The organism is Acaryochloris sp. 'Moss Beach' (assembly GCF_021497025.1).
Classification (GTDB): domain Bacteria; phylum Cyanobacteriota; class Cyanobacteriia; order Thermosynechococcales; family Thermosynechococcaceae; genus Acaryochloris; species Acaryochloris marina_A.
On record NZ_CP071717.1, the window covers coordinates 4749326 to 4762600 of the forward strand.

Below are 13275 nucleotides of genomic sequence, written 5' to 3' on the forward strand. Positions count from 1 at the left end.
CCTTTTGCCATTGCCAAGACCTGAATTGATTACATCAAAATTTATTCGTTATCCATAATCAATAACTTTAATCATGAATAATCAACAATCAAACTTTTCAATCATTTATAGCGGTGATAATAGTTACTCTTCCGTTTTTACTGTTGTGAGTATCGTCGTTTTCTGGATTGTTTTGGTTTCAATAGTGATCACCATACTCGCCTATTCAGCTTCATCTTGTTCTTGTGAGACGACGGGAACCTATTTTGATATTTGGCGTATAGCCTGTCGTCCCTGTGCATAAAGGATTCAAGCTATACCAAAGTTGCAAATCTACTTAGAAATGGCTTGAGCGGATATTAGAATGCCAAGTGCTAAATACTAGCTAAGGGCAATCCCCAGGCAGGTCTACGAAAGAGCTGGCTGGGGAACTGTGGCTGGGCTATATGACTAGCGAAGGGTTGTAATTTTTCAGTAACCGTACCGGGCAAATAGCGGAGGAGAGCGTTCAAGCTGATGCTGCAGCCATACCTTGCTGAAGATGACGACGGATGGCTACTTTTTCTAGCAAACCCATCAGCGCCCCACTTTCGTTAACCACCGCTATGGTTTGTAGTTTCTCCTTGTCCAGAAGAGCCACAATATCCAGCAATGATTGATTAGACTGCACAACTGGAGGGAGTACTGTCGGCTGTAAGATTTCTTGGACTGACACTTGGGGCCATTGCATAGTGGGAACAGTATTCAGATCTTCTAAGTTGACGGACCCCACGAGCTGTCCTTGCTCATCGACGACGAGAAACTTAGAAACCTTACCCTGATAAGGGATAGCCTGATTGGCAAGCTGTCGGAGGGAATCATTGAGTTCAATCACAAACTCACCTTCGGTCACCACATCTGCTGCAGTGTATCGACTCAGCTCTTCCTGAAGTTTAGAAGATTGGAACGCTCGCCCTGCATTTTGGTACAAGAACCAACCAATCAGTGCATTCCAGACACTGAGGCTCAGGATACCGGATGCGATCGCAACACCACCCACAACCTGTCCAGCTCGTGCTGCAATTCTAATCCCTCGATAGCGATTGCCTGTAATCTTCCACACCGCTGCTTTTAGAACATTTCCACCATCTAGAGGTAGACCTGGAATCATATTAAACAATGCTAGATATAGGTTGATCGTGGCGAGAAACCCAACGATGGCGGCAATCGGGCCGCTGAGGGATAGCATCGTGCCTGAATAGGAGAGTAGCGCCCAAAGGAGAACGCTAACGGCAGGACCTGCGATCGCAATAGCAAACGCCCCTGCGGGTGTTTTAGATTCTTCTTCAAGACTAGCGAGTCCGCCAAACAGAAAGAGTGAAATGGATTTAACCTCAATCCCTTGCCGCATCGCTACCAGGCTATGACCGAGTTCATGGGCGAGTACCGAACCAAACAGCAAAAGTGCTGTTCCTAACCCTAGAAGCCAAGGTCCTATCCCGATTAACTCTGGAAACTGAGCTGCTAGGCCATTGCCATAGGTCCAAGAGAAAAACGCTAACACCAGAAACCATGATGCATTGAGATAGAAAGGGATACCAAACAGGCTACCTAACTTAAAGTTACTGTTCATGAAAAGACTCCGAATCGATTTATGAGCAACACCCCTCGCCAGGTCAGCGGTATTGCTCCTTATTTATAATTGTAACGAAATGTAAATTTCTGTCTTGCCGTACTACCCACCCTAGATCGTTCGGTTGTCCTATTCGGTTTTAATCAAGGACCACTATTTCCCCATTCAAGGGCTGTCTAATCGCTCATTCATGATGTAGCGAGCAGTCAAAGGAAACTGAATCCAGAACGAGAAATAAAAGAAAGAGAGATACCAGTATCGAAACACAAACGACAGATTGTCTCCACCGATTAAGACGATCAACACATAGTCATAAATAAATAGTGGCAAGGTTAGGTAGAGAGCCAGCCAGAGAGAATTCTTGACGAAATCCTGATTATCAATTCGCTTCAAAATGAAGGGTGCTAATGGCAAGTAAACAAGCGTGACTGCAATACAGATAGCAACCTTTGCAGAGAAGGGCCAGCTTTGATAATAGTCAGGTAAACCGAGTAGAACGAAAAATCCCCACGTAATAAAGCTCATGAGGAGAAGTGCTAGGTGTGTTTTGAGTGGAAAGGTCGTCATATTTCATGAACTTTCACAAGACACAGGCTGAGATACCAGGTGAGGCGGTGTTGATTTTAGCGATCGCAAACTCAATACCCGGCAGGGAATTCGATCAGCAATCATTGCTGTCATGGGTCCGGCAATCACTTCTAATTCTGCGGTGGATAAGGTTTGAAAAGTGGTGCATTGCCCTGGCATTACCATTCGTTCCCAATGCATATGGGGCAGATTGCTGAAGGGGCGACATGCGCCGTAAACCTCTTGCTATTCGTGCAATAACCCGATAGATAAGAAAAAAGATGGGCTGCAAATGATGTATCTCCAGCTCACCTTATTGACAATGATATTGCCACTATACCAACCTCATTTACGCCGTCAACTGTCTCCTGCCCAGTATCTTCTCCTAGAGATCCTCGTTCATCTATTACAAACACTTCGCTGCGTCAAAATCGAGACGCTAGCAGAAGGGCTGCCACTGCCGATTCTTTTTGACAGTCGCCGAAAAAAATCCAACGGTTCTTATCCTTACCGACCCTTGAGCTTGAAACGCTTTGGCTACCGCTGGTTAAGCTGTGGCTGAGCCAGCAGTATCCTCAAGGCTCCCAGCTTTATGTCGTCATCGACCGTACGAGTTGGGGAGTGATTAATCTATTGATGGTCAGCGTGGTCTGGCAACATCGCGCTATTCCCGTATGGTGTGAAGCCCTCTGCAAAAAGGGCAGCAGCAATTATGACGAGCAAACCGCTGTTTTAAGCAAAGTTATCCGCCATTTATCAGCCTATCGTCTGGTCATCCTCGGTGACCGAGAGTTTTGTTCCGTCAAGCTGGGGCAGTGGTTAGGCCAACAGAAGGTCTACTTTTGTCTGCGACTCAAGCGCAATACCGAAGTGGCTCTGGCCCAGCAGTTTACTCAACAACTCCAACAGTTTGGCCTTGTCCCAGGTCAAAAGCTATTTCTCAATGATGTGCGCGTCACTCAGGCTAAAGGCTTTGGAACTTTCAATGTAGCAGCCAAGTGGAAACGACGGTATCAGGGCTTTGCACCTGATGAAGCATGGTTTATTCTCACCAACTTCTGTGACCTCAATAGTGCTATCGTCAGCTACCAAAAACGCTTCTCTATCGAAGAAATGTTTCGGGACTTCAAGCAAGGAGGCTATTGTCTCGAAGGCTCTCAAGCCATGCAAGAACGGTTGGTGGCTATCGTTATTGTGATTGCCATTGCCTATACCAGTGCGGCACTGCAAGGGCAAAATCTCAAGCAAAAAGGACTACAGCGCTATATTACTAGACCCGAATCCACCACTTCACCGAACAAGCGTCATAGTGCATTCCGAGTCGGACTATCTGCTCATCTGTGGGCCATAACGGGGATGGAGTTCTGGCTCGATTGGTGGATGAGCTAATGAAACTCTCTCCCAATAAGCTACCTGAGTATCAACGGGGGATGAGAGCGATGGAGCTTGTCTGTGCTGGGTTGTAGCCTTCATGTCGCCCCCTCAGGGCAGATTGCTAATTCTGAGAATTTGAGGTTGCGCTGTCTCATTCCGATACAGACATTCAATAGGATGACTTTTGGGTTTGGTCTTTCGTCGAACGGGTTTGTGCAAGGAGCGACGATACCGAGGGGATGGAGACGGATGCATGGCTAAGTAGCTGTGGCTTTGGAGTAAATCAGGCAGGAAGGAATCACGGCAGCGATCTCAATACCAATGTCAATGATGCCCATAAACGGATAACAAGCGATCCCTTGAGCACAAAAGACAACACTCCATGAGTAAAGTAAAGTTAGCAAGCTCATCTTGTAGCCACAACACTGAACCGAAGCGCGATACGCTTCCATCCATGAAAAGATCTCATCCAGTTGGCGCAGAGAGCCTCATCCATCGTGCCATAGAACAATGGGTCGCCGACAAGGAGAAGTTCCAACCTATCGATTGGACTCAACAGTTGTATAACGCGCCACCTATCTAGATGTTCAAGCTATCTTGATGCTGATGGTGCAGATCTCATCCAAGCATAAGCCCCTGAAAGTGGTCCTCAATCAACTTGCGCATCAGTTTCGGTATGACCTCATCCTGGTACATATTAAAAATAAGCTCATAGGGCCCTCCACCCTATCAGAGGGTTAGCCCTTCATTGACAGTGGGTCCGCTCCGATTATCCCCATCTATCTGCTGAAGAAGGATAAAAACCGCTGACGCAGAAATCCCCATAAACCTTTTCCTAGATTTGCCTCAACTTTCCATACGGTATTCCATGCGCTTTGTAGTTGTGTGAAGACCCTGAACGATTACATGCCAACCAACGAGAACAGCAATCATCATCTGTTATCCAAGATTTAAGTGGCTTCTCGCTTATATCCTTGTTTGGACATTCTGCACACTCCACAATTCTTTGTGGGGTGTTCTGTCTGAAAGCCTATGCAGCTATAGTTCAAAAATGATGGGCGATACTGGGTTCGAATCAGTGACCTCTTCCGTGTGAAGGAAGTGTTACTTGTAGTTAGATCCGCCTGACAGTAGTTCTGTTAGGTGTTCTCAACAATACATCGGGGTCACTACCGGGGCCAAATTCATCGCAAAAGTTTGCAAAATACACTGTTGATACCCTTGGAATCATTTCTATGGGGAAAGGTGTGATAAGAATACGACTTGCGATCGCAGTTATCATAAAAAGCCCTAAATGGCATAGACATCAATGCTTCAGAGCCATTTTTTTATTGAGAATGCCATTGCCAAGGATCAGTCCTCTCTTCGCGATCTCACTACTGAGTAAATACTCATTCAACGATCCAAATCGCAATTAGTACTGACACTGTTTCTTCCCCTCAACTTATTTAGTTCTAAGTCTTTAGATAGAGATATCTTCTCCATCAACTCCCTCTCGGGCCTGATGTAGAGCATAAGCAAAACGCTTAGTCTTAAAGGGCAACAGTATGAATGGAGTTAAATCCAGGTGCAACTAGGAATCCAATATTCGATGGCAATGACCCATATTCGGTGGAAGAGATTATTGATCTCAATCATCGTTTGGGTTGTTTCAGAACTTGGATTGACCTGGATAGGTTTAGATGATCTGGCAGATTGTGGTGAATACATTTTTAAGCACCGAGAGGTTGCTATTGAAATTTCACCCGTGCTTCAGGAGCCACCCACGACTGCACTCATCATTCCTCAAATTAACTCGTGATCATAAGCAACTGATTATTAAATTAGAGATAGAAATTTCCATGTTTTTTGAACAAATAACCTATCCATTTATGGGGATAGATCAGCGGATATCATCTTGTACCTTGACGATTTGTCGCAGGCCTGATTTTGATGTGGTCATCATCAAAAACTCTGATCAGGTAGATGAAACCTTACCCATTAAAAAATTGGAAGTGATCGCAGCAGGTGTAACGCAAGACTATCAAATTGATCCAGATCGGACCTGTTGGTTAATGCCAACCCCTGAACCGTTAAATTTACTGGGTGAATATCGCAAAATACCCATTCAAAACAAGCGAGAAGGAATGACGTTGGATACTTCTGAACAGCCTTGGTTTTACTTATCTGAGTCAGAAGTGGAAATCATGACTGGAGCTAGCTTAAGAGCGGCTGCATAGTCATCTTTCACCCCCCTTCAATCATTCGAAGTTTCCCAAGCTATTCCGCTGGGAGCATTGTCGTCCTCTAGGAGAAAATATATGGCAGCCTCATCACCGTTAACAGGCATTGAACTCATTAACTGTGCCAAAGCAAATGCAAAGAAAGGGTCTAAACTTGCAGCTCAACGATGCGGTTACCCCGAGAAGACTGAGGAATTTATAGCAGCCGTACAAGACGCCTGCCAAAGTATTGGTGTAGAAATTGATGAATTGCGTGATTTGATCGCAGATCAGCAGACGGTCATGGTCTTACCTGGTATAGAGATTGCCCCAGAGAGCCCTTCTAGCTTGTAGTCGCGGTCACTCCCTGATGCCAACGATCTCTAAAAAGTACCGATAAATCCGTCCTTCTCAAATCATGCAATTTTTCCCTCTGATGAATTCCCAGCGCTATACCCTAACCAAAACCTTCATCGCTCTAAGCTTAGGAGTGAACATGGCAAGTGCTCAAGCTCTTCCTAGTCAGGCAGTTCAGCCCAATCAGCCTATGGTCGAAACTAGCGATGAGTCTTATTTGTATGGGCAAGTCAAGCAGCCTAATCAACTGCAACAAGGCTATGTGGTGTTCGAACAGTTTGGAGATACGGTAGTGGGCGCTTCCTATTATCCTCGTTCTGAGTTCCGGTGCCTTATTGGTAACTTCAACTCCAAGTCAGAAGCGTTGTCTGGCGTTATGCTAGCGGCAATGCAGACGGAGCAAGCGACCGTTAATATCGATTTATCTTCTCTGCATCCAATTAATACCTTGAGCCAAAATGACCAGCGTCTATTGGCGACCTGTAAACAAGTTGCAGTGAATCGCCAAGACCAGCTCCCTGCCCAATGGCAGAGTGTCCCTTCTGCCTGGTTACAACAGTAGGACTTTTATTTGAACCCTCTGATGGCCAAAAAACCTGATAGGGCTGAAGTCATCCCTGAGGTTAAGGCAATGGCAAATAGCCACCAAGCTGCGATCGCAGCTGACTGACGCACTTTATCGGCCTGACGTTGTGTTTCCCGCTTGAGTTCTGTGGCTTGTTGTTGCAGATCGGTTTGCAGTTGATCGACCTGCTCTAATAATTGATCCTGGAGGGCATCGGCTTGCTGAGAAAGCTGATGTTTGACCGTATCTTCTAGATCGTCACGGGTGTGGATGAGTTTGTGGTAGGTGGTTTGGGTGGTATGGGTGATGCGATCGCGAATCTGCTGCCAAGATGATTCTTCTAACAGTGCCACTGGCGCTTTTTGAACCCAAGATTGGAGACTCTCCCCTAATGGTTTTATCTCTACATTGGGCAAGGATTGACTCAGTTTTTCTTGCAGCTTTTCTGGGTCAGGAGTTGAATCAGAAATCGAGTTCAATATCTCTTGGACTTTAGTCGCAACAGTATTCAGAGATGATTGAGCTTTTTCCTGTAGATGGTGGACTTCGTCGTCAACTGTCTTCCAGGTTGATGTTACTCGCCCAGCAATTTGCTCAATCTCGGCAACCGTCAAATCCTTTCGGTCTTCAAGAACGGCAATGATATCGGACTGTTTAGGAAGCTGGGGCAATGTCCCGGAGGATTGTTCTTTCCTGTTAGAATCTACAACCCCATCTTTAATCCCATCCACTAGAGTCCGTAAGTTTTGTTCTAGAGATTCGATCTCCGTTAAAGCAGATCGATCTTGATATTTGAGATATCGCTGCAGTTGGGTTTGCCAATCTTGGGCGGTATGTTGGGTGCGCCTAGCCCACCGACGGGGAACCTTCGCGAGTTGCTGCCACTCTTCCTGTAATTCAGTCAGGATTGAGTCAAGCTGCTGGGGGTTGAGGGAATACTCCTGGCGCAGGTCTTGGGCTAAAGCCATCCAATCCAGTTGACCTAGATATTGATTGAGGGTCGTTAAACCCGATGCAGGCCGATCTATGAGTTCCACTAGATGAGGCTTTAGGTCTTCTAACGTCATAGATTCTGCCTCCGCTTTTTGCAACCGTTCTGCAATGATTGCCCCGATCTGCTTTTGTAATGGAGGGGGCAAAGTGGGAGATACCCCGGAGTCTGGCAAGAGCCGTTGCCATGTCTCAGTCATTGCTGCTAATAGTGCCTTTCTCTGGTTTGGCTTTAAGCCTTTACGTCGTTTTAGGATTGCTTGTAAGGGTTTGATATCTAGTTCTGGCATTTCCTGAGCTAGAACTGTCGCGGGAATCTGTATCTCTTCGATGAGGTCTGGCAACTTCTGTGCAATGCCTGCTGGACTCAGTTTGCTGATAGACGTATAACGGCAATAGGATTCCAGTTTTTGTTGAAGTTGATGTAATGTATCTGGACAAGCATCATTCAGCTCTGGAGAGGGCTGCACCTGCTCTAAAACACTTTGTCGGACTCGATCTAAAGCATCAGCAATTTCAGATTGTTGAACAGAGGATAGATCTTTTCGTTCCTGGAGAAACAACCGCATTTGATTAGGGTTGAGGAGCGTCAATTGCTGGTGAATCAGCACTGGATCAGCTTCAGGGTCATAAATCACTTCTTTAAAATCAACGTCAATCACCTCTGGTTTCAAATTCCAAACCGGAGTATGTAAGAGATAGTCTTCAACATCAAGCTGAATGATGTTCACGGGCTGCTCAGGCTGCGTAGACCCTGTCAGCTTTTCTTGGGTAGATTGCAATAACTGCCAAATTCGCTGGACATCCCAATCAGACAAATCGACCCGTCGGAGGGCTGTACGGAACAGTCCTTTGACGTCTACATTTTTCAGCCCACTCCAAGGCTGAGAAGAATCAGACGTTTCGATTTGGACGAGCTTGGTCTCTAGTGACTCTGGTTTTAGGTCGGATGGATCAGCAGTTGCCAGGAAGTGTTTCAAGTCAGCCAATGCATCGGGTTGCAGGGTGCGATCGTTTAGATCCTGCTCTAGCGCTTGCATCTGGTGGCGCAGTTGCTCCAGATCAGTCTCGGGTAGCTCAATGTGCGCCTGCAGCGACTGGATGATCTGATCGAGATCGATGCCATTGTTACGCTCAGACTGAGCGATAACCTCTTCTATTATCTGCGAGAGATGTGCTTGTTGTGAGGGACTTTTGGGGTTTAGCTCTGCTAGGGCATTCTCCAAGATCAGGGTCACATCCATCTCTTCAATGGTTTGGAATAAGGCTTGCCTAGCCGTTTCGATTGATACTGAATCTGGCTGGCTGGAGCCGGATGTTTCAGGGGTGAATAGCTGACTCACCGCCCCAAACAACCGCCGCAATCCCGTCCGGGTATACCCCAATACGGCATCAGCGATGGTGCCTACTGCCGATGTACTCAGCCAAGTCAGCAAAATCAGATAAACAGACCAAATTAATCCCCCTAACACGCTACCTAACCAGGGGTCAGTAATCTGACTGAGCTTGACAGCCAGAAAACAGGCGGCAAACAATACCCCATCGATGGAGAGCATAATCCCTAAGCCTGCGGCTATACCGATAATGGCGATCACCTCAAAGCTAGATTCTCCAGTTCCTTCAGAAGACTTATCTGCAGGTTGGGAATTAGGGCGGAGGTTAAAGACAGATAATCCAATGGCAATGCCCAAGTTGGCCAGTAATAACTGGAAGGCCAGACCAAATAGAAGTCCTGCCAAGATCACAATGATGATCCGTCCACTGGAAAGTACAGTAACTGTTTCTATGGGTGGGATAGGCGAGACTATATTTAATCTATTCATCATGTCTATCTCTAAAGTTCTTTGGTGACGCAGGCGATGCCAGGGGATTGTGTAAACGAGGGTTAATCATCCGATGCCGTCTGAGGGACATGCCGAGATTGAACTTGCAAAAGTTGCTTGGGTAGGCGTGTTGGATAGTTCTTCAAAGATTTCTATGGGGACCACCCGTACTTTCAATTGAATGGGTTGGCCCAACTGCTCGGTCAATAAGTTCCTCACCAGTGTGACTTGGTATTGGGAGATAGAATTCGCTTTGGCCGCCACCTCTAATTCCACATAGACGCCATTGAGCTGAGGTTGCACATCCACTTTTCTAATCTCTGTATCTGCAAAGGTTAGGGTTTGGCGGCTAAGAATGAGAACAATTTGCCGATGTACCCGCTCCTCAATCAGAATGTTGCGCAGTGACCAGCCCAACGGGATACCCAGTATAAATAGGGTCAGAAAACCTGCCACTAACCCTTTTTTTGCCCGTTCAATGGAACCGTACTGTTGCCATAGAAAGATTAACGCCCCACTAAAAATAATGCCCGTCAAATTGGTGGCAAAGAGAACGCTAGCTCCCAAGGCCACTCGGGGATTCCACCAAGCAATCCCAATGCCGATCACGCTGAGAGGTGGGACCAGCGCCACGGAAATAGCAACCCCAGACAGGGCATTTTCGACTTGACGACGAGATATGGCAAACGCTCCGGCGGCTCCAGCAGCTATCGCTACTCCTAGATCGATCAGTGTGGGTCTCACCCGAGCTAGGATCTCTGCATTAGATTGGGTGAGGCCAAACAATAATGTGATCAAGACTGCGGCTAGAATTGACAGCAAAATCCCCTTGAAGGTTGTGAGAGCAGATCGCTTTAATAAACGACGATTCCCGACGACAATGGCATAGGCAATGCCAAGGATAGATCCCATCAATGGCGCAATGATCATGGCTCCGATGATCACGGCGGCACTACCTGACAGTAGTCCAAGGGTGGCAATCACACTCGACAATCCCAACATGGCATAGAAGCTGAGGGAAGGTACGGAGGTTTTCCACAAACTCCGATTGACGGCTGCTATGGGTCTGGGTTTCTCGGCAGCCCAACTCCAATCACCGCTATTTTGATTCCAAAATTCAAAGACTTCTTTTTTTGCTAAGACTAGTCCTCTACGACTTTTATAGAAATAGGTGCGTAGCTTTGATGGGAATTTAGTCATGGATCAAAGATCCTTAAGGGGGCTTAACCTTGAGCATATCTCTACTCGATCGACCGTGATGCTATCGATGAGTCTTTCGATTCAATAGTTTTTTAAAGAACGTCTTTCCCCATAGAGACAAATTGCGGATGGGTCCATGTTTAGAAGGTGATTGAGACTTCTGCCGTTTGGCCTGGGAGCGGCTTGACTCTACCCAATCGGTTGGGGCTTGCAGGGCTGTGGCATAGCGTGCTGGACGAATCTGAGAGCCAAATCGGTTGGTGTACACTTGGGTCAGCTCGGCACCAAAAAAGAATATTTGCGCGGAGTAATTAACCCATAACAGGGTGACAGCCAAAGACCCTGCGGCTCCGTAGGTCGAACTGAGGCTATTTTTACTCAGATAAAGGCTGATTAAGAATTTGCCTAAAGCAAACAATAAAGAGGTCAGGGATGCCCCAATCCAAACGTCGCTCCATTGAATATTGACATCTGGCAAGATTTTATAGATTAAGGCCACGATCAAGGTAATGATGCTAAATGAAAAAACAGCATCTAACGCCCGCCCGATATAAACCCAATGACTGATATAAGTACTAGCGCTATTGCCAACTGCAGTCAGCCCCGTGCTTATCCCTAGGGTCAGAATCAAGATCAACCCTACCCCGAGAACCATCACAAATGCCAAGATGCGATCGCGAATAAATCCCTGCCAACCTCGATCCGGTTTGGGCTGAATTCGCCAAATGGTATTCAGGGCATCCTTGAGGTTGGTAAATAATCCCGTTGACCCCACAAATAGTAATGCCAGGCTACTCAGAGTGGCCCTAATTCCTGATCCTTGCATTTGGGTTCCCCGAATCATCACGCGAATGACGGCAGCCCCATCAGGTCCTAGCCAGTTGTTGAACTGTTCCATCACTTCTCCTTGGACCATGCGTTGGCCAAAGGCTAAACTTGCGATCGCAATCACGATTACTAAAACAGGGGCCAGTGAAAATGCCGTGTAGTAAGCCAAGGCTGCGGCTAATCTGGAGGCTTTATCCCGTTGCCACTCTAGCCCGGTCATCTTGAGTAGCCAAAATATGCTATCGACGGACATGCTTGATTCCCTGATGTATAGAAGTTGGTACTGAGGATTACTACCTGTTTTTACCTAGGCCATAGGCCGAACCTGACAGTTCTAACAAGACTGAATCAATTAGATCCTTTGCAAGAACGCACCCAAAATCGAAGAATGTTGCCAAGTCACCATACTCATAATCCCTAAAACGAACACCATACCAATCCCGATCACCCATTGGGTATAATGCTGCGCCTGCCATCGCTGGGACTGGGGTTGAATATTTTGGGCCATCAAAGTTGTGGTTGCTGCCAGATTCAAGCCGATTATATTGGTCACCACTAATAGGAGTGCGCCTGGGGCTAAGGTCCATTCACCGGATCCTAAGAGTAACCCCAAGACAACTAGCGGTGGTAGTAAAGCGACAGCCACCATCACCCCCACGATGGCGTTTTGATTATCCGTTGTCAACGACAGGGCACTGGCGATACCGGCTGCGATCGCTAACCCCACATCCAAAGGACCAACACTCACCCGTGCCATGATCTCTGGCAGATCGGTTGAGATGGGAAACACGATTCCCAGCAGTATCGATAGACCTAAAGCGAGACCGATGCTGATGCTGCCAATCTTGATCGACCGTTTGGCCAAGACAGAGTCCCCTAACACTGCGGCCACTGCCACCCCTAAGATCGGTTGGAGCAAAGGAGCTAAAACCATCGCCCCAATAATAATGGCTTCACTACTTTTTAAAAGTCCAATGGCTGCAATCAGCGTTGACAAGGTCACCATACCCAACTGAGTCCAAGATAATTGGAGCGGTTGGGCAACATTGGTATAGATTTCCTCTCGACTGAGTCGTGCAGTCGCTTGGTTGCAAGGAGCATCTAAGTCTGGCATTGGCCACATTGTTTCGATAGGCAAAATCATTACTCTGGGGTTACCCAATTCAGGTAGATGCTCCCGTAATTGATTGAGAACCGCTTCCACTTGAGTCGTTGGCAATGTGACTCGGATACTGATTTGTTCAGATCCTGAACTTTGCCAAACGTCTAGGCAAGGGAACGCTTTTAACAAGGCCAAGACCTGATCCTGTTGCGTGTTCGAGGTATCAATTTCCAGCAATCGCAGGTTCATAAAAAAGCACTTAAATTAATTTAGAAAAGTGTTGAGGACTCAAAAAGCTGCTCTATGTTGATGGGGTTTAGACCCCATAAGCAGATCGCCCCGATATAAAAATTCTAGGTAGCATCGTGCTACCTAGAATTGAGAGACACAGACATAAAACTGTCATCTAAAATCAGCCACATCTGCTAGTCGATGGCTTGCTTAATGTCATCTTTGATATTTTCAACGGTATGTTGAACTGCAGCTTCAGACTGCTTGGCTCGTCCTTCCTCACGGTCTTGAGGATTGCCGGTGAGGTCACCCATGACTTCTTGGCCTTTACCTTCTAGATTCTTAACCGTGGCGTTTACTCTATCTTCAATACTCATTGTGGAACTCCTTTATTGTCAGTAGTTTTGGCGATGTCATTAATCTATCAGTCGGTCCACTGGCTGGGA

Annotated in this window: 15 protein-coding genes; 7 read left to right on the forward strand and 8 right to left on the reverse strand. The window is 46.7% G+C overall.

Annotated elements, in window-relative coordinates:
• Positions 1-487: 487 nt before the first annotated feature.
• The 3 genes from HRE53_RS22365 to HRE53_RS22375 all read right to left on the reverse strand — a co-directional run bounded on the left by HRE53_RS22365 (position 488) and on the right by HRE53_RS22375 (position 2368).
• Positions 488-1591: a site-2 protease family protein gene (locus HRE53_RS22365; RefSeq protein WP_235107998.1), complete on the reverse strand. Its 1104-nt coding sequence runs from the start codon at positions 1589-1591 to the stop codon at positions 488-490.
• A gap of 165 nt (positions 1592-1756) precedes the next feature.
• A complete protein-coding gene (locus HRE53_RS22370; protein ID WP_235107999.1) occupies positions 1757-2158 on the reverse strand; it encodes a hypothetical protein in 402 nt (133 codons plus the stop codon).
• 3 nt (positions 2159-2161) lie between these two features.
• Positions 2162-2368, reverse strand: coding sequence for a DUF1830 domain-containing protein (locus tag HRE53_RS22375; protein WP_255801493.1), 207 nt, complete (start codon positions 2366-2368; stop codon positions 2162-2164).
• A 112-nt stretch (positions 2369-2480) separates the two neighbouring features.
• On the opposite strand from HRE53_RS22375, the gene HRE53_RS22380 reads away from it, so the two are divergent.
• The 7 genes from HRE53_RS22380 to HRE53_RS22405 all read left to right on the forward strand — a co-directional run bounded on the left by HRE53_RS22380 (position 2481) and on the right by HRE53_RS22405 (position 6652).
• Complete coding sequence (locus HRE53_RS22380; protein ID WP_235107289.1) at positions 2481-2720, forward strand: transposase; 240 nt, start codon at positions 2481-2483, stop codon at positions 2718-2720.
• Positions 2702-3547: an IS4 family transposase gene (locus HRE53_RS22385; RefSeq protein WP_235111169.1), complete on the forward strand. Its 846-nt coding sequence runs from the start codon at positions 2702-2704 to the stop codon at positions 3545-3547. Before HRE53_RS22380 ends, HRE53_RS22385 begins: the two co-directional genes overlap by 19 nt.
• 439 nt (positions 3548-3986) lie before the next feature.
• Positions 3987-4115 carry a hypothetical protein gene (locus tag HRE53_RS34545; RefSeq protein ID WP_255800889.1) on the forward strand — a complete coding sequence of 43 codons (129 nt, stop codon included), beginning with the start codon at positions 3987-3989 and terminating at the stop codon, positions 4113-4115.
• Positions 4116-5099: 984 nt separating this feature from the next.
• The gene (locus HRE53_RS22390) at positions 5100-5333 is read left to right on the forward strand and encodes a hypothetical protein (RefSeq protein WP_235108001.1); all 234 of its coding nucleotides are present in this window, start codon (positions 5100-5102) and stop codon (positions 5331-5333) included.
• Between the two features lie 40 nt (positions 5334-5373).
• Positions 5374-5751: a hypothetical protein gene (locus tag HRE53_RS22395; protein WP_235108002.1), complete on the forward strand. Its 378-nt coding sequence runs from the start codon at positions 5374-5376 to the stop codon at positions 5749-5751.
• An 81-nt stretch (positions 5752-5832) separates the two neighbouring features.
• Positions 5833-6087 carry a hypothetical protein gene (locus HRE53_RS22400; protein WP_235108003.1) on the forward strand — a complete coding sequence of 85 codons (255 nt, stop codon included), beginning with the start codon at positions 5833-5835 and terminating at the stop codon, positions 6085-6087.
• Between the two features lie 64 nt (positions 6088-6151).
• Positions 6152-6652 carry a hypothetical protein gene (locus tag HRE53_RS22405; protein ID WP_235108004.1) on the forward strand — a complete coding sequence of 167 codons (501 nt, stop codon included), beginning with the start codon at positions 6152-6154 and terminating at the stop codon, positions 6650-6652.
• A gap of 5 nt (positions 6653-6657) precedes the next feature.
• Here the strand turns inward: HRE53_RS22405 and HRE53_RS22410 are convergent, their stop codons facing one another.
• From HRE53_RS22410 to HRE53_RS22430, 5 genes are all read right to left on the reverse strand, one after another.
• Positions 6658-9471 carry a hypothetical protein gene (locus tag HRE53_RS22410; protein ID WP_235108005.1) on the reverse strand — a complete coding sequence of 938 codons (2814 nt, stop codon included), beginning with the start codon at positions 9469-9471 and terminating at the stop codon, positions 6658-6660.
• 63 nt (positions 9472-9534) lie between these two features.
• Positions 9535-10668: a TIGR00341 family protein gene (locus HRE53_RS22415; RefSeq protein ID WP_235108006.1), complete on the reverse strand. Its 1134-nt coding sequence runs from the start codon at positions 10666-10668 to the stop codon at positions 9535-9537.
• 61 nt (positions 10669-10729) lie between these two features.
• The gene (locus HRE53_RS22420; protein WP_235108007.1) at positions 10730-11749 is read right to left on the reverse strand and encodes a YihY/virulence factor BrkB family protein; all 1020 of its coding nucleotides are present in this window, start codon (positions 11747-11749) and stop codon (positions 10730-10732) included.
• A gap of 99 nt (positions 11750-11848) precedes the next feature.
• Positions 11849-12847, reverse strand: a complete 999-nt coding sequence (locus tag HRE53_RS22425; protein WP_235108008.1) for a TIGR00341 family protein — start codon at positions 12845-12847, stop codon at positions 11849-11851.
• 176 nt (positions 12848-13023) lie between these two features.
• Complete coding sequence (locus HRE53_RS22430) at positions 13024-13206, reverse strand: CsbD family protein (protein WP_212665384.1); 183 nt, start codon at positions 13204-13206, stop codon at positions 13024-13026.
• Positions 13207-13275 lie beyond the last annotated feature (69 nt).